The 22,747-nt window shown below is 64.8% G+C and carries 23 protein-coding genes and 1 riboswitch; of the genes, 10 read left to right on the forward strand and 13 right to left on the reverse strand.

Annotated elements, in window-relative coordinates; genetic code table 11:
* Positions 1-24: 24 nt before the first annotated feature.
* From ABLE85_RS16610 to ABLE85_RS16625, 4 genes are all read right to left on the reverse strand, one after another.
* Positions 25-993 (reverse strand): ABC transporter permease, encoded by a 969-nt coding sequence (locus ABLE85_RS16610; RefSeq protein ID WP_348793826.1) that lies wholly within the window; start codon positions 991-993, stop codon positions 25-27.
* On the reverse strand, positions 981-2,021 hold the full coding sequence (locus ABLE85_RS16615) for an ABC transporter permease (protein ID WP_348793827.1): 1,041 nt from the start codon (positions 2,019-2,021) through the stop codon (positions 981-983). Before ABLE85_RS16615 ends, ABLE85_RS16610 begins: the two co-directional genes overlap by 13 nt.
* Positions 2,018-3,592: an ABC transporter ATP-binding protein gene (locus tag ABLE85_RS16620; RefSeq protein WP_348793828.1), complete on the reverse strand. Its 1,575-nt coding sequence runs from the start codon at positions 3,590-3,592 to the stop codon at positions 2,018-2,020. Before ABLE85_RS16620 ends, ABLE85_RS16615 begins: the two co-directional genes overlap by 4 nt.
* A 120-nt stretch (positions 3,593-3,712) precedes the next feature.
* Positions 3,713-4,717, reverse strand: coding sequence for a BMP family ABC transporter substrate-binding protein (locus ABLE85_RS16625; protein ID WP_348793829.1), 1,005 nt, complete (start codon positions 4,715-4,717; stop codon positions 3,713-3,715).
* 262 nt (positions 4,718-4,979) lie between these two features.
* On the opposite strand from ABLE85_RS16625, the gene ABLE85_RS16630 reads away from it, so the two are divergent.
* Positions 4,980-5,564, forward strand: coding sequence for an amino acid synthesis family protein (locus tag ABLE85_RS16630; RefSeq protein WP_348793830.1), 585 nt, complete (start codon positions 4,980-4,982; stop codon positions 5,562-5,564).
* A complete protein-coding gene (locus ABLE85_RS16635; RefSeq protein WP_348793831.1) occupies positions 5,561-6,145 on the forward strand; it encodes an amino acid synthesis family protein in 585 nt (194 codons plus the stop codon). The genes ABLE85_RS16630 and ABLE85_RS16635 overlap by 4 nt, the downstream gene beginning before the upstream one ends.
* A 54-nt stretch (positions 6,146-6,199) precedes the next feature.
* Here ABLE85_RS16635 and ABLE85_RS16640 read toward each other — a convergent pair whose 3' ends face one another.
* From ABLE85_RS16640 to ABLE85_RS16650, 3 genes are all read right to left on the reverse strand, one after another.
* Positions 6,200-7,402, reverse strand: coding sequence for an amidohydrolase family protein (locus ABLE85_RS16640; RefSeq protein WP_348793832.1), 1,203 nt, complete (start codon positions 7,400-7,402; stop codon positions 6,200-6,202).
* 61 nt (positions 7,403-7,463) lie between these two features.
* Positions 7,464-7,997, reverse strand: coding sequence for a MarR family transcriptional regulator (locus tag ABLE85_RS16645; protein WP_348793833.1), 534 nt, complete (start codon positions 7,995-7,997; stop codon positions 7,464-7,466).
* Between the two features lie 70 nt (positions 7,998-8,067).
* Positions 8,068-8,712 carry an isochorismatase family cysteine hydrolase gene (locus ABLE85_RS16650; RefSeq protein WP_348793834.1) on the reverse strand — a complete coding sequence of 215 codons (645 nt, stop codon included), beginning with the start codon at positions 8,710-8,712 and terminating at the stop codon, positions 8,068-8,070.
* A gap of 287 nt (positions 8,713-8,999) precedes the next feature.
* On the opposite strand from ABLE85_RS16650, the gene ABLE85_RS16655 reads away from it, so the two are divergent.
* Positions 9,000-9,842 carry an NAD(P)-dependent oxidoreductase gene (locus tag ABLE85_RS16655; RefSeq protein ID WP_348793835.1) on the forward strand — a complete coding sequence of 281 codons (843 nt, stop codon included), beginning with the start codon at positions 9,000-9,002 and terminating at the stop codon, positions 9,840-9,842.
* Between the two features lie 11 nt (positions 9,843-9,853).
* Positions 9,854-10,660 (forward strand): SDR family NAD(P)-dependent oxidoreductase, encoded by an 807-nt coding sequence (locus ABLE85_RS16660; protein WP_348793836.1) that lies wholly within the window; start codon positions 9,854-9,856, stop codon positions 10,658-10,660.
* Positions 10,661-10,719: 59 nt separating this feature from the next.
* Here ABLE85_RS16660 and ABLE85_RS16665 read toward each other — a convergent pair whose 3' ends face one another.
* Together ABLE85_RS16665 and ABLE85_RS16670 are read right to left on the reverse strand one after the other, a co-directional pair.
* The gene (locus ABLE85_RS16665; protein WP_348793837.1) at positions 10,720-11,838 is read right to left on the reverse strand and encodes an NAD(P)/FAD-dependent oxidoreductase; all 1,119 of its coding nucleotides are present in this window, start codon (positions 11,836-11,838) and stop codon (positions 10,720-10,722) included.
* A 1-nt stretch (position 11,839) separates the two neighbouring features.
* Positions 11,840-12,520: a GntR family transcriptional regulator gene (locus tag ABLE85_RS16670; RefSeq protein WP_348793838.1), complete on the reverse strand. Its 681-nt coding sequence runs from the start codon at positions 12,518-12,520 to the stop codon at positions 11,840-11,842.
* 205 nt (positions 12,521-12,725) lie between these two features.
* Here ABLE85_RS16670 and ABLE85_RS16675 point away from each other — a divergent pair, with 205 nt between their 5' ends.
* From ABLE85_RS16675 to ABLE85_RS16690, 4 genes are all read left to right on the forward strand, one after another.
* A complete protein-coding gene (locus ABLE85_RS16675) occupies positions 12,726-14,096 on the forward strand; it encodes an aspartate aminotransferase family protein (protein WP_348793839.1) in 1,371 nt (456 codons plus the stop codon).
* A 440-nt stretch (positions 14,097-14,536) separates the two neighbouring features.
* Positions 14,537-14,740, forward strand: a riboswitch (cobalamin riboswitch).
* A 131-nt stretch (positions 14,741-14,871) separates the two neighbouring features.
* Positions 14,872-16,119: an aromatic ring-hydroxylating dioxygenase subunit alpha gene (locus ABLE85_RS16680; RefSeq protein ID WP_348793840.1), complete on the forward strand. Its 1,248-nt coding sequence runs from the start codon at positions 14,872-14,874 to the stop codon at positions 16,117-16,119.
* Positions 16,120-16,142: 23 nt separating this feature from the next.
* Positions 16,143-17,249 (forward strand): hybrid-cluster NAD(P)-dependent oxidoreductase, encoded by a 1,107-nt coding sequence (locus ABLE85_RS16685; protein ID WP_348793962.1) that lies wholly within the window; start codon positions 16,143-16,145, stop codon positions 17,247-17,249.
* A gap of 3 nt (positions 17,250-17,252) precedes the next feature.
* Positions 17,253-17,507 carry a hypothetical protein gene (locus tag ABLE85_RS16690; RefSeq protein WP_348793841.1) on the forward strand — a complete coding sequence of 85 codons (255 nt, stop codon included), beginning with the start codon at positions 17,253-17,255 and terminating at the stop codon, positions 17,505-17,507.
* 66 nt (positions 17,508-17,573) lie between these two features.
* Here the strand turns inward: ABLE85_RS16690 and ABLE85_RS16695 are convergent, their stop codons facing one another.
* On the reverse strand, positions 17,574-18,308 hold the full coding sequence (locus tag ABLE85_RS16695) for an SDR family oxidoreductase (protein WP_348793842.1): 735 nt from the start codon (positions 18,306-18,308) through the stop codon (positions 17,574-17,576).
* A gap of 183 nt (positions 18,309-18,491) precedes the next feature.
* On the opposite strand from ABLE85_RS16695, the gene ABLE85_RS16700 reads away from it, so the two are divergent.
* Both ABLE85_RS16700 and ABLE85_RS16705 read left to right on the forward strand, forming a co-directional pair.
* Entirely contained in the window at positions 18,492-19,331 is an 840-nt protein-coding gene (locus ABLE85_RS16700) for an amidohydrolase (protein ID WP_348793843.1), read from the forward strand.
* A gap of 134 nt (positions 19,332-19,465) precedes the next feature.
* On the forward strand, positions 19,466-20,125 hold the full coding sequence (locus tag ABLE85_RS16705) for a peroxiredoxin (RefSeq protein WP_348793844.1): 660 nt from the start codon (positions 19,466-19,468) through the stop codon (positions 20,123-20,125).
* Positions 20,126-20,175: 50 nt separating this feature from the next.
* On the opposite strand, the gene ABLE85_RS16710 is transcribed toward ABLE85_RS16705, so the two are convergent.
* From ABLE85_RS16710 to ABLE85_RS16720, 3 genes are all read right to left on the reverse strand, one after another.
* Positions 20,176-20,550: a YbhB/YbcL family Raf kinase inhibitor-like protein gene (locus tag ABLE85_RS16710; RefSeq protein WP_348793845.1), complete on the reverse strand. Its 375-nt coding sequence runs from the start codon at positions 20,548-20,550 to the stop codon at positions 20,176-20,178.
* A gap of 203 nt (positions 20,551-20,753) precedes the next feature.
* Positions 20,754-21,815, reverse strand: coding sequence for a glycine betaine/L-proline ABC transporter ATP-binding protein (locus tag ABLE85_RS16715; RefSeq protein ID WP_348793846.1), 1,062 nt, complete (start codon positions 21,813-21,815; stop codon positions 20,754-20,756).
* Positions 21,808-22,695 carry a proline/glycine betaine ABC transporter permease gene (locus ABLE85_RS16720; protein ID WP_348793847.1) on the reverse strand — a complete coding sequence of 296 codons (888 nt, stop codon included), beginning with the start codon at positions 22,693-22,695 and terminating at the stop codon, positions 21,808-21,810. The genes ABLE85_RS16715 and ABLE85_RS16720 overlap by 8 nt, the downstream gene beginning before the upstream one ends.
* Positions 22,696-22,747 lie beyond the last annotated feature (52 nt).

Here is a 22,747-nt window from a genome sequence, read left to right on the forward strand (position 1 = left end):
GCGTGGGATGGTCCTGTCCGGCCCTTAGGCCGGGTTCTTGTCGGCACTCAGCAGCCTGCGCATGGTTTCCGCGGTTTCGCGGATGATCTTCGGCCGGCCGCGATAGGAGAGGGCAAATAGTGCCGCCAGCGCGACCAGATAGGGCACAGCAAGGATGAGGTAGGACGGGAAACCACCAAAGGTCTGCAGGCGCAGCGAAAAGGCGTCGGCGAAGCCGAACAGCAGACAGCCCACCAGCACCTTCCAGGGGTCGCCGTTGGAGAAGATCAGGATCGCCACGGCCATGAAACCGCGACCGGACGACATGTTCTCGGTGAACATGGTGATGTAGCCGAGCGACAGGTGCGCGCCCGCAAGGCCGGCCAGCAGGCCGCACAGCAGCGAGGCCGTGTAGCGGATGCGGGTGATGGAGATGCCCAGCGCTTCCGCGGCTTCGGGCTTCTCGCCCACGACGCGGATGTAGAGCCCAAGCCGGCTGCGCTTGTAGAACAGGATCAGCAACGGCACGGCGATGAAGGCGACATAGACCATGGGCGTATAGCCCGAGATCAGCGGCGCCCATGAGCCGAGCAGTGCCTTGGCACCCGGGATCTGCACCTTGGGCAGGCCAACGATGCCCTGGCCGACGATGGAGCCGCGCGTCCCGAAGATCGCCTTCATCAGCGAGATCGTCATGCCGCCGGCGAGGATGTTGAGCGCAAGGCCGACAACCACTTCATTGGCCCTGAAGCTGACGACGAGGACGGCGAAGGCCAAGGCGAATACCAGTGCTGCGGCCACGCCGCAGGCCACGCCCACCAGCGCCGAGCCCGACCAGATCGAGCCCAGCACTGCGAAGAAAGCGCCGACCAGCATCTGCCCTTCCAGGCCGATGTTGAAGATGCCGGCCTTGGTGGTGAAGGAACCGCCCAGCGCCACCAGAAGGATCGGCGCCGTGGTCCGCAGCATCGCGACGATGAGCGCGACGTTGACGAGGTTGGCTAGAATTTCCATCGACGTTCCCCTGCGGTGCTGTCACCGCGACGCTTCATCAGAACCTGGGCCGACACGCTGAGAATGATCAGCGCCTGGATCACCGTGATGATTTCGCGCGAGGCATTGGTGTCCACTTCGAGAAGCAGCGAGCCGCTGCGCAGCGCGCCGAAGAAGAGCGCCGTGAAGATCGTGCCGATGGGCGAGCCGTTGGCCAGCAGCGCGGCGATCAGTCCGTCGAACCCGAAGCCGGGCGCGAAGCCTTCCATGAAGCGGTGATGCACGCCGAGCGTCTCGACACCGCCGGCCAGCCCGCCGATGGCGCCGGAGGCCAGAAGCACGATGAAACCCTGGCGCTTGACGTCGATGCCGCCATATTCGGCGAATTTCGGTGCGGAGCCGACCATCGAGGCCGAATAGCCGCGCGCCGTGTGGCGGAACAGCCAGGCTACCACGACCGCCAGCACCAACCCGACGACCAGTCCCCAGTTCAGCCGGGAGAAGGAGAACAACTCCGGCAGATACGCGCTTGGGAGGATGGGCGGGGTTTCGGACCAGCCGCCGGGACGCTTGAAGAGAAAGATGGTGAAGTAGGAGGTCAGCAGCACCGCCACGTAGTTGGACAGGATGGTGGAGACGACCTCGTTGGTGTTGTAGCGTGTGCGGAAATAGGCGGGGATCGAGACCCAGGCCGCGCCGGCGAGCACCGCCACTATGAGGGCTACGATCATGTGCAGGCCGGGCGGCAGGGGCAGCGCGAAGCCGACCAGTGCCGCGGCAAAGCCGCCAAGGAAGAGCTGGCCCTCGATGCCGACATTGAACATGCCGCCGCGCAGGCCCACGCAGGCAGCCACGCCGCAGATGAGGATAGGTGTCGTCTGCAGCAAGGTGCCGGCGATCTTGGTCTGGTCGCCGAAGGCCCCGCGAAGCAGGGTCATGAAGACCTTCACCGGACTTTCGTCGACGAGGACGATGATGACCGCGCCGATGGCAAGCGCCAGCAGAACGGCGATCGCCTGGCCGTAGAATGCGCGCAATCTGTCGCTCATGAAACGAGTTCCCGTTCCTTTTCGCCGGGCTGCAGCCCCGCCATCATCATGCCGATGGTCTCGTCGTCGGCTTCGTTGCCGTCGACCTCGCCCATGAGGTGGCCGTTGAAGAGAACCAGGATGCGGTCCGCCAGGGTCAGCAGTTCGTCGAGCTGCACAGAGATGACGAGCACCGCACGCCCGGCAGCGCGCTGGCTCATGATCTCGCTGTGGATCGCTTCCTGGGCGCCGATGTCGACGCCGCGCGTAGGTTGGTCGATCAGCAGGAAGTCCGCGTCGTTGGTGAATTCGCGCGCCAGCACCACCTTCTGGATGTTGCCGCCCGAAAGCCGCTTGACCGTGTCATGCGGTCCGCGCGCGCGGATGTCGAAGCGCTTGATCATCGCCTCGGCGTCCCTGTCGGTCGCCTTCCAGTCGAGCAAGCCGCCCCGGCTCCAGGGTGCGCGGTACTGGCGGCCCATCAAGAGGTTCGAGGAAATCGAGGCGCCGCCGTCGACGCCGCGGATCATGCGGTCGCCCGGCACATGCGCGAAGCCGGTCTTGCGGATCGCCGCCGGCGAAAGCCTGGTCAGGTCGCGGCCGTTGAGAAACGCCTCGCCATGGCTGGCGGGGCGCAGGCCGGCAAGAACTTCCGCCAGCTCGGTCTGGCCGTTGCCGGCCACACCGGCGATGCCGACGATCTCGCCAGCGCGCACGGTGAAGCTCACGTCACGCAGGGCAGGCAGGCGGCGCTCGTCACGCGCCCACAGGTTGCGCACGTCGAGCACGACCTTGCCGTGAGTGGCCTCGCGCGGGCGCCGGTCGAAGCTGACGTCACGGCCCACCATCATGCGCACGAGGTCGGCCTTGGTCAGCTCGGCGGTCGGGCGCGTGGCGACATGCTTGCCGTTGCGCAGCACCGTGACGGTGTCGGAAACCTCCATCACCTCTTCGAGGTGGTGGGAAATGAAGATGACGGTCATGCCGTCGGCCACGAAGCGGCGCAGCGTCTGGAAAAGCTCGCGGCTTTCCTGCGGCGTCAGCACGGCGGTGGGTTCATCCAGGATAATGGTGCGCGCGCCGCGCACCAGGACCTTCAGGATCTCGATGCGCTGCTCGATGCCGACGGAAACGAGGCTGACGCGCTCGGTCGGGTCGACCTTCAGGCCGACGCGCTCGGAGAGTTCACGCGTCTTCTCGATCTGCGCGGCGTGGTCGATGAGACCGTTGTTCACGATCTCCATGCCGAGGAAGATGTTCTCGGCCACCGAAAGCGACGGCACGAGCTTGAAGTGCTGGTGCACCATGCCGAGGCCGGCGGAGATGGCCGCGGCCGGGTCGCCAAAGACGACGTCCTGCCCATCGATGCGAATCTTTCCCTCGTCGGGCTGCAGCAGCCCGAACAATATGTTCATGAGGGTGGTTTTGCCGGCGCCGTTTTCGCCGATGATCGCGTGAATTTCGCCGCGGCGAACGGTGAGGTTGACGTTCTCATTGGCGGTGAAAGCGCCGAAGCGCTTGGTGATGCCAACGAGTTCGACAGCGTTTTCGGCGGGGCGATCTGCGGTCGTTGTCGAGAATGCGTTCGACACGAAAGACCTCACAGTTGGTTGCGTCGATCAATCCGACCGTCCGGATGGATCGACGCGCCGGAATTGTGAGCGGCGCCGGCATGCGACGCCGCCAACCTTTCGAGAGATGCCGAGCCGGCCTTACTTGGCCTTCGCGATCTCGATCTTGCCGTCGACGATCTCCTGCTTGATCTCTTCCAGCTTGCTGGTGATCTCGGAGGGGATGTTCGCGGCGATGTCGTCGCAGACCTTCACTTCGACGCCGCCCGAGGCGAGGTCGAACGTGCGGGTGCCGGGGGTGACCTTGCGGCCTTCGACCTCGTCCTTGATCAGCGTGTAGACGGCGATGTCGCCGCGCTTGAGCATGCTGGCCAGCACGTTGCCCGGAGCCGAGCCGCACATGTCGACGTCGACGCCGATCGAGTACTTGTCGGCCGCCGCACTTGCCTGCATCACGCCTTCGCCCGTCGGGCCGGCGACGTTGTAGACGATGTCTGTGCCCTGGCCGTAGAGCGCCAGCGCCAGCTCGCTGCCCTTGGCCGGATCGTCGAAGGTGCCGGCGAACACGGAATTCACCTTGACCTCAGGCGCCGCATACTTGGAGCCCTGCTCGTAGCCGCCCAGGAAGTTGCGGATGACCGGGATGTCGCGGCCGCCGACGAAGCCGATGGCCTTGCCGTCGCCGATCTTGTCGAAGGAGCTGCCCTGGTCCTCGATCAGGCCTGCGAGCGCGCCGGCAACGAAGGAGCCCTGCTCTTCGGCGAAGTTGGCGTAGACGATCTTGTCGCTGTCCAGCACGCCGTCGATGAACACGAAGCGCTGGTTGGGATAGGCTTCGCTGGCCTTCTGCAGTGCGTCGACCAGCTCCCAGCCCATCACGAAGATGAGGTCGTACTGGCCGCCCTTGGCGAGGTTGGCGAACTGCTCTTCATAGTCGAGCGCGCGATTGCCGGTGTCGACCAGCTTGAGGTCGATGCCGAACTCGTCCTTGGCCTTGTTGAGGCCGTTGACGATCGAGACGCCGAAGCCCTGAGCAAAATAGCCGGAGATGGCCGCAACGGACACCTTGTCCTGTGCACCGGCCGCGCCGATCGAGGCGGCAAGAGCGGCGCCGGCGATCGCAAATTTCTTGAACAAATTCCTCATCCCGTTCCCCATGAACTCCCTGGAAACAATGCTTCAAGCCCGACGCGTTGCGGTCTAAAATGTCCCAACTTGTTGGTGCTCATATGACTTTATGGGTGGTCTAACAATCTGTCAATCGGGCCACACTGCCCACCCACAGGAGTAATCGCTGTTATGTAAGGCCAGCCGGCGTCTGGCGCTTGACAATCCACGCCAATGGCTAATTGTTGCTACTCTAACAAGTTCGGTCAGTTTCAGTCTGGCCGGTTTTTCGAGAGGACCCATGTCAGACATCCCAATCAAGAAGCTCGTTGTCCAGATCGAGGAGATATTCCACGAGGGCGGCCCGCGCGCCGAAAAGCCCTTGAAGCGTGGCGCGGTGCTGGCCGTGGTCGAAAATCCGTTTGCCGGCCGCTACGTCGAGGAGATCGCCGGGTTCATGGAAGATCTGAAGCCGGTCGGGCTGACCATGGCGCGCAAGCTGCTGGAAGCCATGGGCGGCGATGCGAGCGAGATCGAGGCCTATGGCAAGGGCGCCATCGTTGGCGGTGCGGGCGAACTGGAGCATGGGGCGCTGTGGCACAATCCGGGTGGCTATGCGATGCGCGAGCTTCTGGGCGATACCAAGGCTATCGTCCCCTCCACCAAGAAGGTCGGCGGCCCCGGCGCGCGAATCGACATTCCGGTCGCCCACGTCAACGCCGCTTATGTGCGCAGCCATTTCGACGCGATCGAGGTGGGCATCAATGATTCGCCGCGCGCAAACGAAATCGTGCTGGTGCTGGCGATGACGACGGGTTCGCGCATCCATGCGCGTGTGGGTGGCCTTGCAGCCAAGGACATCAAGGGAGAGGACGGTTTGCGATGAGCGTCGAGATCCGCAAGATATTCACGGTCGTCGAGGAAATCCGTGTCGAGGGCGGCCGCCCGGTCAACCCGCCCACACGCCGCGCCGCTGCGGTTGCGGTCATCCGTAACCCTTACGCGAACCAGTTCGTGGACGACCTGTCGAAGCTCAGCGATATCGGCGAGGAACTCGGCGACATCTTGCCGCGTCGCGCGGTGGAGGCCCTGGGCATTGACGGTTCCGCCGTCGAGAGTTTTGGCAAGGCGGCCGTGGTCGGCGCGGACGGCGAGCTCGAGCACGCCGCTGCCATCCTGCACCCGAAGCTGGGCGCCCCGTTCCGGACCATTCTGGGCAAGGGCGCGGCGCTGATCCCGTCGTCGAAGAAGCGGGGCGGCCTCGGCGCGCCGATCGACATTCCGCTCGGCCACAAGGACGCGGCCAAGGTGCGCAGTCATTTCGACGGCATGGAAGTGCGCGTTCCGGATGCGCCGCGCGACGACGAGATCGTGGTGGCGATCGCGGTGACCGATTCGGGCCGCCCGCACCCGCGCGTCGGCGGACTGACCAAGGAAGAGGTGAAGGGCGAAGACGGACTCGTCTAAGCCTTCGAGATTGTTCCGCCGCGGCTAGTCGCTCGCGGCGGAACCTTGCGGCCCTCAGGCCGCGACTGTTTCAGGAACCCGGGCTGCCGGGGGCGTGTTGCGGCTGCGGCCCGTGCGGACCACGCCGTCCACCATGATCATGCCGATGCCGGGCAGGTTGCCCATCGTGATGCTGTCGAGGAAGTCCTTGCCGCCGCCGCCCAGGGCTTGGTCCATGAAGACCAGATCGGCCGCGCGGCCGGCAGCGACGAGGCCGCGATCGTCCAGCTTGCGCACGCGGGCGATGTTGCCGGTGGCGAAGCAGAACGCGACTTCCGGCGCGACGCCGCCCAGCGAGGCCAGCATGGTGATGGTGCGCAGGATGCCGAGCGGCTGCACGCCCGAGCCGGCAGGGCCGTCGGTGCCGACGATCACGCGCGCGAGCTCGCCGCGTTCCTGGGCGATCTTCAGCACCATCAGGCCGGTGCGCAAATTGCCGTTGTGGACGATTTCCAGCGCGCGCGTGCTTTCCTCGCAGACGCGGATGATTTCATCGTCGGGCAGGGCGGTCGGGCCGCCATTGACGTGGGCGATCACGTCGGCGTCAACTTCCAGCACCACGTCGGCGCCGATGCGGCCGGAGCCGGGGATCGAGGGGCCGCCGGTGTGGGTCATCGACGTCATGCCGTATTTGCGCGCCCAGGCGATCATCTGCCGGCCGGTCGGGCCGTCCTTGACGCCGCCAAGACCGACCTCGCCGATAAGCGTCACGCCGGCCTCGGCGAGTTCGCGGAAATAGTCTTCCGTCATCCCGTGCTCGAGCACCGGCGCGCCGGCGATGATCTTCATGCCGCTGGGGCGGAAATTGGCGAAGCTGCGCTGCGCGGCGATGGCCAGCGCCTTGATGCCCACGAGGTCGCGCGGGCGGCCGGGGTAATGCGCCTCGCCGGCCGAGATCACCGTGGTCACGCCGCCATGCAGGGTGGAATCGAGCCAGCCCATCTGGTTCTGGCGCGGCGTCCAGTCGCCGGCTACGGGGTGCACGTGGTTGTCGATGAGGCCGGGCGTGACGACGCAGCCCTGCGCGTCGATGATCGTCTTGGCGCCTTCGAGGTTGAGGTCGGCAGCCTTGCCGACGGCGCTGATGCGCTCGCCGGTGCAGACGATGGTGTCGGCGTCCAGGATCGGGTTGGCGAGATCGCCGCTCAGGAGGAGGCCGATATTGCGGATGACGAGCTTGTCGCCGGCAACGGCGAGCCCATTCGGTTCAACCGACATTCAAAATTTTCCTTTTCAAGTCTTGCGGATTGGTACTCGGCCGAAGCCTCCGCCGGGCTGGTCAGTCCTCGCTGCCGATACGGTGCAACAGGTCGAGAAGGGTCTTCTGCTCTTCCGCCGACAGCGGCGAAAGCAGCTTGCGCCCGACCTCCATGCTGCGGTCGAGGCGTTCGAGCGTGTAGTGCGAGCCGGCATCCGTCAGCGTGATGATGATCAGGCGCTGGTCGGTCTCGGAATGGCTGCGCTTGATGAGGCCCTGCTTGAGCAGCTTGCGCACCACGATGCTGATCGTGGAGGGATCCATCGCCGTCAGCCGGCCGAGATGGTTCTGCGAGACCTCGCCATAGCGCAGGATCGTCGCCAGGGCGGCGAACTGGGTGGGCGAGAGGTCTTCGCCAGCCATGACCTGCTGGAAGCAGAGCGTAGCGCGCTGATGCGCGCGGCGAATGGCATGCGCCGGATGCGCGTCGAGATCGTAGCCCGACTTTTCATAGAGCTCGACGGCTTCGACACGGCTGATCGGCTTGGCGGCGCGAGCGGATTTTTTTCGCCCGGCTTTGGCGCTGTCGTCCTGGACTTCGCTGTCTGTCGTCACTTTCGCTCCCTTCCCGTGTTCACCCGGCGCCGTCGACTGTCGGCTCCACTCCCCATTCGCCTGCCGGTATTTAGCCGGCGGCGTTAAGGTTGTGCAGGACTGCGCCAGAATGCAACGCCTGGGTTACGCTCGCTGCGTCGCTGACGACGCCGAAATGCGTGGCGATGTCGTAAAGGCTGCTTTCCTGCTCGCGCGGGCCGGTGGCGGCGCAGCAATCGCTCGGAACCACCACTTCGTAGCCGTTGAAGAAGGCGTCGTGGACGGTGGAGCGCACGCAGATGTTGGTGACCACGCCGAAGACGACGATCTGGTCGACCAGCATGTCCTTCAGCGTCATGTCGAGGTCGGTCTGGAAGAAGGCCGAGTAGCGGCGCTTGATGATGTGGATCTCGTCGTCGCGTGCGCCGAGGTCCTCGATGATTTCGACGCCCCAGGTGCCTTCCACGCAGTGCGGCGTGCGCTTTACCCATTCGCGGTCTCGACGCATGTTGCGGCGGTGCGCGTCGTGGACCCAGATGACCGGGGCGCCAGCCTTGCGAGCGGCGTCGATGACGCTGAGCTGCGGCGCCACCAGCGCCTCGTAGCCCGGCAGCACCATTGCGCCGCCCGGCTTGCAGAAGTCGTTCACCATGTCCACGACGATCACGGCGGCGCGCGCCGGGTCGAGACGAATGTTGCCGTCGTGGCGATGCGACGAAAAGCTATCCGCGGTCATGGTGCGAAACCCTCAACATGTGCCAATTGTTTGTGTACATACAAAAACCCTGCGGCCGGCGAAGTCAATCCCGCGGCGCTGCACTGCGGCGCAAAGAGAGACCGTGTCACCAACTTTAGCTGTGAACCGCGATTTGGGCATGGCGCGCTCCATTGACAAGCCGCCGGATTATGCTCTTCGAATTGTATGACCATCAATGATATGACGCCAGAAGCCGACTCGGGGCAGTGGCCGCAGGCCGTCCCTGGCGGCATGTTCCGGGTTCAGCCCCGAGAGAAGGAGCCGATATGAAAGTCGTCGTAACAGGATCGAGCGGCCTGCTGGGCCGGCATGTCGCCGAGGCGCTGGTGGAAGCGGGGCACGACGTGCTGGGCATCGACATGGCCCCGCCCAGCAAGGGCGGGTGGCAGCATGTCACGGCCGATCTCACCGACCTCGGCGCGACGCTGCAGCTCATCGGCCCTTGCGAGACGGTGGTGCATATCGCGGCGATCCCGCGGCCGACCGGGCGCGCCCCGGCCGAAGTGTTCCGCACCAATCTCGCGGCCGCCTACAACGTGGTGGAGGCAGCGGTGAAGGCCGGCGCCTCTCGCTTTGTCTATGCGTCCTCCTTCAGCGTGCTGGGCTATCCCTTCGCCGAAAATTTCCAGGCGCCGCACTACCTGCCGGTGGACCAGAACCATCCCATCGGCGCGCAGGATGCCTACGGCCTGTCGAAATGGCTGGGCGAGGAGGTTGTTGAGGCGGCCGTGCGCCGCGGCGCCTTCTCGGCGGTCAGCCTGCGCATGCCCTGGATCCAGACCCCGGAAACCTTCTTCAACGAGGTGGGGCCGCGCCGCGTGCTGGCCGATTCTTCGCGCGACCTGTGGAGCTATCTCGACGCCCGCGATGCCGCCGATGCCTTCCTCAAGGCGCTTGCCTGGAAGGGGGAGGGGCATCTGCGCACCTTCCTCAGCGCCGCCGACAGCTATTCCGAGGAAGAAACTGCGGTGCTGGCCGAGCGCGCATTCCCCGGCGTGCCGTTCTCCCGACCCATTCCCGGCCATGGCGCGGTGATCGACAACGTCCATGCGCGCGAAACGCTCGGCTTCGAGCCGCGCCATTCCTGGCGCTCGTACAAGAATTCCTGAAGGAGACGAACATGAATCGCTTTGAAAACAAGGTCGTCGTCGTCACCGGCGGTGCAGGCGCCATCGGCGGCGCGGCTGTGCGCCGCTTCCTCGAAGAGGGTGCGCGGGTGGCAGTCGTCGATCGCGACGGCGCCAAGGCCGAGGCATTCGCCGCCGAGCTGGGCGAGCGCGCGCTGGCCGTTGCCGCCGATGTTTCCGACGAGGCCGATGTTCAGCGTGCCATCGACAAGACGGTCTCCACCTTCGGCCGTCTCGACGTGGTGTTCAACAATGCCGGGATTTCCGGACAGGTGGCCCCGGTCCACGCGCTTGCGGTCGAGGACTGGGACGCGATCGTGCGCATCAATCTGCGCAGCGTCTTCCTCGTGCTGAAGGCGGCGCTCAACGCCATGATCGAGGCGAAGATCGAAGGCTCCATCGTCAATATGGGTTCCTCGATGGCCGGCTGGGACGTGCTTTCCGGCGGTGCCGGCTACGCCTCGACCAAGCATGGCGTCGTCGGCCTGACGCGCGTGGCGGCACTCGACGCCGCGCCCTACGGCATCCGCATCAACGCGATCTGCCCCGGTGTGATCGAGACGACGCTCGGCGTGCCGGCAGCGGATCGCCAGGCCTATCAGGCCGGTATCCAGCGATTTGCCAACCGTATTCCGCTGCGCCGCGTCGGCCAGCCTGAGGATGTCGCGGCTACCGTGGCGTTCCTTGCTTCGGACGAAGCTCGGCACATCACCGGCGTCGACTGGCTGATCGATGGCGGCCAGACGCTGCAGAGCTGGGCCAACGCCCCCGAAGCGGAAGCCTATCCGCGCCATCGGTAAGCGAAGCGTTCAATGCCCCCGGGCGGCGCAACGCCGTCCGGGGTGCGCCTCTGGGCCTTTTACGGGCGCGCGGCTAGCGCCAGTCGCGCCACATGCTCGGCAATCGCCAGGCTCGAGGTCAGGCCGGGACTTTCGATGCCGAACAGGTTGACGATGCCCGCTGCCCGATGCGCCTCCGGCCCCTGGATCAGGAAATCCGCGTTCGGCTCTCCCGGGCCGGACAGTTTCGGGCGGATGCCGCTATAGGTCGGGCTCAGGCTGCCGTCGGCGAGGTCGGGCCAGTACTTCCTGATCTCGCCGTAAAAATGGTCGGCGCGGCGCGGGTCGACCTTGTAGTCCAGCCCTTCCACCCATTCGACGTCCGGGCCGAAACGGGCCGAGCCGTTGAGGTCGAGCGTCAGGTGCACGCCGAGGCCGCCCGGCTCCGGCACCGGGTAGATCAGCCGCGAGAATGCCGGCCGGCCGGTCACTGAAAAATAGTTGCCCTTGGCGTAGCGCAGCGGTGGCACGAAGCTGCCGTCGAACCCTTCAAGAGAGCGGGCGATGGCGTTGGCCGAAAGCCCGGCCGCGTTGATGAAGCACCTTGCCGCAATCTCGAATTCGCCGCCCGCGCTGTCACGCGTCTGCAGCACCACGTGGTCGGCTTCGAGGCGCCCGGAGACGATCCGGGTGTTGAGCGAGAGGAAGCAGCCATGCTCCTCGGCCTCGCCCAGCAAGGCCAGCATCAGCCCATGGCTGTCGATGATGCCGGTCGAAGGCGACAGCAGCGCCGCGGTGCAGCGCAGCGACGGCTCCAGCGCCTGCGCCTGGGCGGCGGTCAGTGCCACCAGATCGTCGACGCCGCAGGCCCGCGCCCTGTCGACGATGGTGGCGAGCGTCGCCTCCTGGTCGGCGTGGGTCGCCACGATGAGCTTGCCGCAACGGCGGTGGGGCACATTGCGCTCTTCGGCGAAGCGATAGAGTTTTTCGCGGCCCTCTACGCACAGCTTCGCCTTCAGCGATCCGGGCTGGTAATAGAGCCCGGCATGGATCACCTCGGAATTGCGCGAGCTGGTCTGCGTGCCGATGGCTTCCTCGGCCTCGATGACGATCGTCTCCCAGCCGAGCCTGGAGACCTCGCGGGCGATGGCCAGGCCGATGACGCCTGCGCCGGCGATGATGCAGTCGACCTGTTCCATCTCAGTCCTTGTTCTGCCGGCGCAATATGACTTCCTCGATGATCGTTTTTCCCGCCTCCTCGATATCCATAGCGATGGAGCGTTCGGCCGCGTCCGAGTCCTTGGCGATGATGGCTTCGAGAACGGAATAGTGGTGCTCGATCATGGTGCGTCCGCCGGCCTGATAGGCTTCGGCGATCAGCGGCCCCATCTGCAGCCAGAGGCGGTTCAATATGCCACGCAGCACCACCATGTCGGCGATCTCGGCGAGCGCGAAATGAAAGACCTGGTTGAGCTCGAGGGCCCGGCTCCAGTCTTTCGCCGAAATCGCGCGTTCGTTGCGTTCGATGAGATAGCGCAGCCGGGCGATGTCCTGCGGGCTGGCCTTCTGGGCGCTTTCGCGGGCGGCCAGCCCCTCCAGCTTCATCCTGATCTGCCGGATCTCCCTGTAGCGCTCCATGGTCAGGACGGGCACCCGCACCTCGCGCGCCGACTTCTGCACCAGCGCCTCGTCCTGGATCAGCCGCAGGATCGCGTCCCTGACGGGGGTCACACTGGTGCCCAGAGACTGGGCTATGTCACGGATCGTCAGGCGCGAATTCGGGGCAAAGCGTCCCTTCATCAGCGCCTCCGCTATGCGGGCATAGACGCTCTCGCCTAAATTCTCGTGTTCAAGGGTCTGGAAGTTGAAGTTTCCGCTCATCGTTTAAGGCATCCCACGCAACCCGGCGCGTATCCTTAAAGTGCCGCATTGACAACATAATTTCCGAAATACATGATGCATCACACAGCAAATTTCCAGAATTTGCAAGGGTGATTCCCGTCCGCGTTTCGCAGGCGGGTAGCAATCTTGCCTTGCAAGGCCAGGAATGCCTACCAGCCGTGGCGCTGAAACACAGGAAACCAGTATGGACGCCCAACCCAATTCCCCCGAAGCCCGCGATATTCGCTATCACCTCCACGCCTACACCAATATGCGTCGGCACCAGGAAGTCGGCCCGCTCATCATCGAGAAGGGCGACGGCATCTATGTCGAGGACAACACCGGCAAGCGCTACATCGAGGCGATGGCCGGCTTGTGGAGCGTTGCGGTCGGCTTCTCGGAGCCCCGGCTGGTCGAGGCCGCCACGCGGCAGATGAAGCAGCTGCCCTTCTATCACAACTTCACCCACAAGTCGCATTCGGTCGTCATCGACCTGGCTGAAAAGCTGGTGACGATGGCCCCCGTGCCGATGAGCAAGGCCTTCTTCACCAACTCCGGGTCCGAGGCCAACGACACGGCCATGAAGATGATCTGGTATCGCTCCAATGCGCTCGGCCAGCCGCAGCGCAAGAAGATCATCAGCCGCAAGCGCGGCTATCACGGCGTCACCATCGCCTCGGCCAGCCTCACCGGCCTGCCGAACAACCAGATCTCCTTCGACCTGCCGATCGCCAATGTCCTGCACACCTCCTGCCCGCACTACTGGCGCGAGGCGCTGCCGGGCGAGAGCGAGGACCAGTTCACGACGCGGCTTGCCGACGACCTGGAGAAGCTGATCCTGGCCGAGGGCCCGGAAACCGTTGCCGCCTTCATCGGCGAGCCGGTGATGGGCGCGGGCGGCGTCGTTGTGCCGCCGGCCGGTTACTGGGAGAAGATCCAGGCGGTGCTGGCCAAGTACGACATCCTGCTGGTGGCCGACGAGGTCATCTGCGGCTTCGGCCGCACCGGCGAGATGTTCGGCTCGCAGACCATGGGCATGCGGCCCGACATCATGGTCATGTCGAAGCAGCTGTCCTCGTCCTACCTGCCGATCTCGGCGCTGATGATCAACGATCGCGTGTTCGAGCCGATCGCCGACGAAAGCAACCGCATCGGCACCTTCGGTCACGGCTTCACCGCCGGCGGTCATCCGGTCGCGGCTGCGGTCGCGCTGGAAAACATCCGCCTGATCGAGGAGCGCAACCTGGTCGATAACGCTCGCGAGGTCGGCGCCTACATGCAGCAGCGCCTGCGCGAGCTGGCTTCGCACGAGCTGGTCGGCGAAGTGCGCGGCGTCGGTCTCATCGCGGCGATCGAGACGGTGGCCGACAAGGCGACCAAGGCGCCGTGGGGCCAGGTCGGTGCGCTGGGCGCGCTGGTCAACGGCCAGCTGCAGCAGAACGGCGTGATCTCCCGCGCCATGGGCGACTCGATCGCCTTCTGCCCGCCGCTCATCATCACCAAGGCGCAGGTCGACGACATCGTCGCCGCGCTCCGCACGTCGCTCGACGCGGCGCTGGCTCAGGTCAAGGCCTGATCCCAAGCCACCAACAAAGAACCCGGCAAGAAGGAATTCTTGCCGGGTTCATTCTTTTTGGGAGGTGCGAAGGCTGCGGGATTGCATGCGGCCCAGCATGGCCAATCAGTTCTGAGGAATAGTCTTTCGGGTGTTCAGGCGAAGGGCGCGGCCACGCCAGCGCCTCGCGGCGCCGCGAGCGGTTCCAGCGCCACAGGTCGCGGCTGAGAATGCCGAGCACGGTCAGCGAGATCACGCGTGCGTCAGCCGCCGGTCGCCCACTTTTCCAAACATTTTCTCGACACTCCGAAGCGCGGCCGGACCTGGCCGCGCGCTCGTGTGTTGCGCTGCCGCTTGGCGCGGCACACGCCATCGCTTCGTCGCGATCACATCTTTTGCACTGTCGTCTTTGCGTTTGGGACATGTCGCATTCGCGTGCGCCACCCCCCGCTGTCCGATGCTCTAATCGGGATACTTCAGGTGCCGGCCCCGGAAACGGGTCCGGAGAATTGGGAAGCCGGTTAGAATCCGGCGCTGCCCCCGCAACGGTGGTGGAGTGTGTCATGGCGGGAGACCACTGGGCGAAATGCCTGGGAAGGTGTCCGTGACGGTCCTGCAGGACCAACTCCTCAGCCCGGAAACCAGCCTGATGTCGTTTGAACCCGACTGATCGCGGTGGGCGGTCAAGTGGCGGAGCGTTGCGCGTCGGCAGCCTTGCCTGGCTGTGAGCGCAATCTTCCTCCCCTGAAATCACCACCAGTTCAGTCCTTGTGCGCCAGCAAAGCGAGGACAGGACATGGATACACGCACCGAAATGCTGAGGCAGATCCGCAGCCGCCGTGACGGCTTCAGCCTTGAGCAGCCCTTCTACATCGACCCCGACTATTTCAAACTCGACATGGAGCTGATCTGGTATCGCGACTGGCTGTTTGTCGGCCACGACTGCGAGCTGCCCAAGACCGGCAGCTACATGACCGTCCAGATCGGCGATTTCCCGGTGGTGGTCGTTCGCGACCAGAACGGTGACATCCGCGCCTTCCACAACTCCTGCCGCCATCGCGGCAGCCGCGTGTGCACCGCTCACAAGGGCACGGCGGCGAAGCTCGTCTGCCCCTATCACCAGTGGACCTACGAGCTTGACGGCCGCCTGCTGTTCGCCCGCCAGATGGGGCCGGATTTCGACGCCAGCGGCTTTGGCCTCAAGCCCGTCGCCTGCGAAAGCGTGGGCGGCTACGTCTTCATCTGTCTGGCCGACGAGCCGGCCGACTTTGCGCCGATGCGGGTTATGGTCGAACCCTACCTCCTGCCGCACCGGTTGCGCGACGCCAAGGTCGCCCACGAAACTACCATCATCGAAAAGGGCAACTGGAAGCTGGTGTGGGAAAACAACCGCGAGTGCTACCACTGCGCCGGCAACCATCCCGAACTGTGCAAGACCTTCCCCGAGGCGCCGAACGTGACCGGCGTCAATGGCGCCGACAGCGACCCGGAGATGGTGGCGCACTGGCAGAAATGCGAGGCGGCCGGTCTGCCGAGCAAATTCCGCATCGATGCCGCCGGCCAGTACCGCGCCACGCGCACGCCGCTGCTGCGCGATGCCGTCAGCTACACCATGACCGGCAAGCGCGCAGTGCAGCGCAACCTGTCCGACAGCGTCTCGGCCGACCGTATCGGCTCGCTGCTGCTCTATCACTACCCGACGACGTGGAACCACGTGCTGGGCGACCACGCGGTTACCTTCCGCGTGCTGCCCATCAGTGCCACTGAAACGGCGGTGACGACGAAGTGGCTGGTGCACAAGGATGCGGTGGAAGGCGTCGACTACGATCTTGCCGAACTCACTCATGTCTGGACCGAGACCAACGACCAGGACCGGCGGATCGTCGAGGAGAACGCCTTCGGCATCAAGTCGCCGGCCTACGAGCCCGGACCCTATTCGGAGGTGCATGAAGGCGGCGTGATCCAGTTCGTCGACTGGTATTGCGGCTTCATCGAGCCGCGCCTTGCCGAGGGCGAAAAGCCCTCGCTGCGCAGCGTCGCCTGAGGCGGGAGGGCGGGATGAACGCCATGACCTCCATCAGCCTCTATAAGCATCTCGACCAGATGCTGCCATGGAACGACAAGCTGCAGGTGCTGGAATGCATCGGCGTGGCGGACGAGGCGCCGCAGGTGAAGACCTTCACCTTCCGCTCCGACAACCAGACCTGGTTCCGCTACCAGCCGGGCCAGTTCGTCACGCTGGAGCTGCCGGTGGGCGCGGAGCCCGTGCTACGCACCTATACGCTGTCGTCCAGCCCCTCGCGGCCCTTTTCAATCGCGGTCACCGTCAAGGCGCAGGCCGACAGCGTCGGCACGCGCTGGATGTTCGATCACCTGCGGCCGGGCATGCATGTGAAGGCCTATGGCCCGGCCGGCGACTTTTCGCTGCACAACCACCCGGCGGCTAAGTACCTGTTCATCTCGGCGGGGTCGGGTATCACGCCGATGATGTCGATGACCCGCTGGCTGAACGATTTCGCGCCTCAGACCGACGTCGCCTTCGTCAACTGCGCGCGGCGGCCGGAAGAGATCATCTTCCGCAAGGAACTGGAACTGCTCGGCAACCAGATGCCGGGTCTCTCGCTCGGCTTCCTGGTCGAAGAGCGGTCGAGCCGCGAAAGCTGGTTCGGCCATATGGGCCGCATCGACGCCGTGCGCCTGCCGCTGCTCTCGCCCGACTTCCGCGAGCGCGAGATCTTCTGCTGCGGGCCCGACCCGTTCATGCGGGCGGTGCGTCAGATGCTTGAAGCCGCCGGCTTCGACATGGCGCGCTACCATCAGGAAAACTTCGGCGCGCCCGCTGTCGAGCTTGTGCCGCCGCCTTTCGCCGATGCGGCGCCCGGCGAGGGTGCTGCCGGAACGCCAGTCGAGGTCACGACGCCGATACGCTTCTCGATGTCGGAGGTCGATGCCGAATGCGTGGCCGGCCAGACCGTGCTGCAGACCGCGCGCGCGGCAGGCGTGCGCATTCCGGCAGCCTGCGAGTTCGGCCTGTGCGGCACCTGCAAGGTCAAGAAAGTGTCCGGCGAGGTCGAGATGAACCACAACGGCGGCATTCTCGATCACGAGATCGCCGACGGTTTTGTCCTGGCCTGCTGTTCGCGGCCGCTCTCGGCGCTCGAGATCGAGGCCTGACGCATGGGATCGCAGAGACTGCCGGGCGCAGCCCCGCGCCCGAACATGCATTGGGGGCCTGCCGCCGCCGAGGCGCATCCTGCGCCCGAGGACATCCTGATCGCCTGGCTGCTCTGGCTGCCGCGCGATGCCGACATTGCCGCAGCCGCGGCCGTGGAGATCGAGCGCATCGAGCGCCGGGGGCCGCTGCCGCCCGGTCCGTTGCGGCTGCGCGAACTGCTGTTGCAGCTTGTTGAGGGGAGCGGCCTTCGGCAATGACGGCCGGAGCGACTGAGCCCGGTGCGGCGCCGTCGCGCCGGGCTGTTCGCTTTCCGCCCGGTCGGCTTACATCGCCCAGCCGCCGTCGATGGCGTAGGCCTGACCGGTGGTATAGCTGGCGCCGGCCAGGTAGACGGCGAGATCGGCGATCTCCTCCGGCGTGCCGAGCCGGCCCATGGGCTGGCGGGCGATGAAAGCGGCTCGCGAGGCTTCATAATTGCCTCCGGCGCGCATGCGGCCTTCCAGCGACGGGCTCTCCACCGTGCCGGGGCAGATCGCGTTGCAGCGAATGCCCTGGCCGATATAGTCGGCGGCGACTGCCTTGGTCAGGCCGATCACCGCCGCCTTCGTGGTCGCATAGGCGAAGCGGTTCGGCACGCCTTTGATGCTGGAAGCCACCGACGACATGTTGATGATGGAGCCGCCGCCGCGCTCGATCATGCCGGGCAGCACCGCGCGGATGGTGCGCACCATTGAGCGCACGTTGAGGTCGAAGGCGAAGTCGAGCTCCTCGTCCTTCATCTCCAGGATGGAGCCGGAATGGACGAAGCCGGCACAGTTGAAGAGAATGTCGACTGGGCCGATGTCGGATGCGATCTTGGCCACCGCCGCGTTGTCCAGCACGTCGAGCTTGCGGGTCGTGATCCCGGGTTCCTGGGCGAGCTCTGCCAGGAGCTCGTCGTTGATGTCGGTGGCCACCACCGTCGCGCCGGCACGCGCGAAGGCGAGCGCGGTTGCCCGTCCGATCCCCTGTGCGGCGGCCGTCGCCAGCACCGTCTTGCCCTGCAGATCTGTCCCCATTGCGATCCTCCCTGCTCCTTTTGTTCTCTCACGCCGGCTTGCGGCGCCGACAATGTATCGCCGATCTGCGGAAAGGCACGACTTTTCGTTGGGCGCGTCTTGAGCAAGAGCATTTGATCCGTGGACGAGCGTTTCGAAATATGATGCCCTGCGCGGCGTGGTGCGAAAGGGAGGGGAGCGCCCATGATCGTCGATACGCATCTGCATCTGATAGACCTTTCGGCCCTGCGCTATCCTTGGCTGGCAGGCGCGGCGGCTCTCAACCGCGATTTCCGCTACGAGCATTACGAAACCGAGGCGCGCCGCGCCGGCATCGCGACGGCGCTGCATATGGAGGTCGACGTCGATCCGGCAGACATCGAGGCCGAGACCGCCTATGTCCAGCGCTTGGCCGAGCAGTCCGGTAGCCTCGTGGCGGGCGCCATCGCCTCCTGCCGGCCGGAGGAAGCAGGCTTTCCGGCCTATCTCGAACGCCAGCAGGCCAACCCCTTCGTGAAGGGCTTTCGGCGGGTGCTGCATGTCGTTCCGGACGAACTGTCGGACGCAGCGCTGTTCCGGGCGAACCTGAAGCGGGTCGCCAATGCCGGGCTGACCTTCGACCTCTGCGTTCTGCCGCATCAGATACCGCGTGCAATGCAACTGGCCGACCTTGCCCCGAATGTCCGCTTCGTGCTCGACCATTGCGGCGTTCCCGACATCAAGGGCGGGCAGGAGCATCCCTGGCGGGAACACATGACGGAGATCGCCCGGCGCGATAACGTGGTGGCCAAGGTCTCGGGTGTGGTCGCCTATGCCGATCCGGCAACCTGGACCGTGGAGACGCTAAAACCCTATGTCGAGCACACGATCGCCTGCTTCGGCTGGGATCGGGTGGTCTGGGGCAGCGACTGGCCGGTCTGCACGCTGGGCGGTGGCCTGTCGAGCTGGGTGGCGGCCACGCATGCGCTGCTGGCGGGGGCTTCAATCGAAGAGCGCACGAAACTGCTCTCCGGCAATGCCCGCCGGCTCTGGAACCTACGCTGAGTGCGGCATTTCTCGGCCATGCGCTGGCCTCGCGCCACGATGAAATCCGGTCTCTACATGGCTCTTCGGGCCGGCCGATGTTTGAGGTATGATGCATACCGTCTGTTTCAAGGAACGACACAGGGAGCCATGCCATGGGCATTCGTATCAACGATATTGCACCGGACTTCACTGCCGAGACCACCAAGGGCACGATCCATTTCCATGACTGGATCGGCGACGGCTACGCGGTCTTGTTCTCGCATCCCAAGAACTTTACGCCGGTCTGCACCACCGAACTCGGCGCCATGGCTGGCATCGCCGACGAGTTCACCAAACGCAACGCCAAGATCATCGGAATTTCGGTCGACCCGGTCGAAAGTCATCAGAAGTGGAAGGACGACATCCGCATCGCCACCGGCTATGAGGTCGACTATCCGCTGATCGGCGATCGCGACCTGAAGGTCGCGAAGCTCTACGACATGCTGCCGGCGGAATCCGGCGACACGTCGGAAGGACGCACGCCGGCCGACAACGCCACGGTGCGCTCGGTCTTCATCATCGGCCCGGACAAGCGGGTCAAACTGATACTGACCTACCCGATGACCACGGGGCGCAACTTCGACGAGATCCTGCGGGCGCTGGATTCCATCCAACTCACCGCCAAGCACCAGGTTGCGACGCCTGCGAACTGGAAGCAGGGCGAGGATGTCATCATCACCGCCGCGGTGTCCGACGACGAGGCGGTCAAGCGCTTCGGTGCCTTCGACAGGATCCTGCCCTATCTGCGCAAGACGAAGCAGCCGCACGTCTGAGGGCTTTGCAAAGGGCGGCCTGGCTGCAGGTCAGGCCGCCGCCGTGCTGGCTAGTGGGAAAACTCTTGCGATGCCTTTGCGGTAGCCAATGTTTCACCGCGGCTATCCAGTGCCTTCACCGTGAAGACATAGGTATGAACGCCTGACGGCGGGCAGGGACCTTTGTACTTGAAGGCTCCGTAAGGCACGGCCGCCTGTCCCTTATAGGCGACCTGGCCGCCGCCATGGTGGAAGGTCGGGGCGTTTCGATCCGTCATCTGGAAATCCAGGCTCGTCGTGCCCGAGGGGACGCCCGAAAGTTTGAACGGCGGCGAGTTGACGTCGAAGCATTTCTTTGTCGGGCCCCACTCGAAACTGACGCGCATGTCGGCATGGGCGACAGTGGTGAGCCCGGCGATAATCGAGCATGCCAGCAAGAGACGCATGGTTTTCGCCCTTTCGATGCTGATGCTGTACCGAGGCCGGTCCCACGGCAACGGCCTATCAGTAGAGTCAGCAGAGAAAATAGGGCGGTCAAGCCAGGTTCGGCAGCCGGATAGCCAGGCGCGTTCGACCGGAACGATCTCCGATATGAGCATTCCGGCCGGAGGGGAGGGCTGCTGCCTTGCTCAGCCCTCCCGCCGTCTTGCTACTGGTTGGCCTCGCCGGCCGCTGGCGTGACCATGGCCGAAATGATCCGCTGCAGGTCCAGCCTGCCGATCTGCGTGCCGTCGCCATTGACGACCGAAAGCTCGTTCTGCCCGGCCCTGGTCAGCATCGTCGCGGCCTCGTCGAGCGTAGTGTCGGCATGTGCCTTCACGGCGGCCGGCTGTGATCCGTTGACAGGTGTCATCACGGCTTCGAGCCGGATCACGCGTCCGCGGTTCACCTCCTTCACGAAGTTGGCGATGTAGCCATCGGCCGGATTGAGCACGATGTCCTGCGCGGTGCCCTGCTGGATCACCTCGCCATCGCGCAGGATCGCAACTCGGTCGCCGAGGCGAAGCGCCTCGTCGAGATCGTGGGTGATGAAGACAATGGTCTTCTTGATCTCCTTTTGCAGGTCGAGCAGCACCGTCTGCATGTCCATGCGGATCAGCGGGTCGAGTGCCGAGAACGCTTCGTCCATCAGCAGGATCGGCGCGTCGTTGGTCAGCGCGCGGGCGAGGCCGACGCGCTGCTGCATGCCGCCCGAGAGCTGGTTCGGATATTTCTGCTCGAAGCCCTTCAGGCCGACGCGCTCGATCCAGCGCATGGCCGACTCCACCTGCCTGGCGCGGGGGAGGCCCTGGATCTCCAGCCCGTAGACGGTATTCTCCAGCACGTTGCGGTGCGGCAGCAGCGCGAATTTCTGGAACACCATCGCCGTCTGGTGCCGGCGGAACTGCTGGAGTTCGCGCGGGTTCATCTTCACCACGTCGGCGCCGCCGACGATGACCTCGCCGGCGGTTGGGTCGATCAGCCGGTTGATGTGGCGGATCAGCGTCGACTTGCCGGAACCCGACAGGCCCATGATGACGAAGATGCCGCCACTCGGCATGTCGATATTGATGTTGTTGAGCCCGAGCACATGGCCGTGCTTCTGGTTCAGCTCGGCCTTCGACATGCCCTGCTTGACGAGCTCGACAGAGGCCGCGGCGTTGTGCCCGAAGATCTTGTAGAGGTTGCGGATTTGGATGCCGTTGTCACCGCTGCGTTGCGTCTCAGCCATGGACGACCTCCAGATGTCTTTGCAGCCGCTTGCCGTAGGCCTGGCTGACGCGGTCGAAGATGATGGCGATGCCGACGATGGCAAGGCCGTTGAAGATGCCGAGCGTGAAGTACTGGTTGGCGATGGCCTTCAGCACGGGCTGGCCGAGCCCCTGCACGCCGATCATGGAGGCGATCACCACCATGGCCAGCGCCATCATGATGGTCTGGTTGATGCCCGCCATGATGGTAGGAAGCGCCAGCGGCATCTGCACGTTCTTCAGCTTCTGCCAGCTCGACGAGCCGAAGGCGTCGGCCGCCTCGAGCACGTCACGGTCGACCTGGCGGATGCCGAGATTGGTGAGCCGGATCATTGGCGGGATGGCGTAGATGACGACCGCAATCAGGCCCGGCACCTTGCCGATGCCCAGGAGCATCACCACGGGAATGAGATAGACGAAGCTCGGCATGGTCTGCATCACGTCGAGAATCGGGCTGATCCAGCTCTGCAGCCGGTCCGAGCGCGACATGGCGATGCCGATGGGAATGCCAAGCACGATCGACAGGACGGTGCAGACGAAGATCATCGAGATGGTCTTCATCGTGTCGTCCCACATGTCGAAAAGGCCGATGAGCAGCAGCGTGACAACCGCGCCGGCGACGATCTTCCAGCTGCGGCTGGCGATCCAGGCGATGGCGGCAATCAGCACGAGGATGATCGGCCAGGGGGTGCCGGTCATGAACCGCTCGGACTGGATCAGGAAATATTGCAATGGCTGGAAGAAGGCCTCGATGCCGCCGCCATAAGCGCGGGTGAAGGCGCGGAACCCTTCATCGATGCTCTTTTTCAGAACGCGCAACGTGTCGTCGTTCATGTGTGGAAATCTTGTCAGCCAATCCATCGATTCCTCTTTCCCAACCGGCGGAACGTCATTTTCATAGTCGAGGCGGGCC

Origin of the sequence: Mesorhizobium sp. KR1-2, assembly GCF_040045035.1 — a bacterium.
Taxonomy (GTDB): Bacteria; Pseudomonadota; Alphaproteobacteria; order Rhizobiales; family Rhizobiaceae; genus Pseudaminobacter.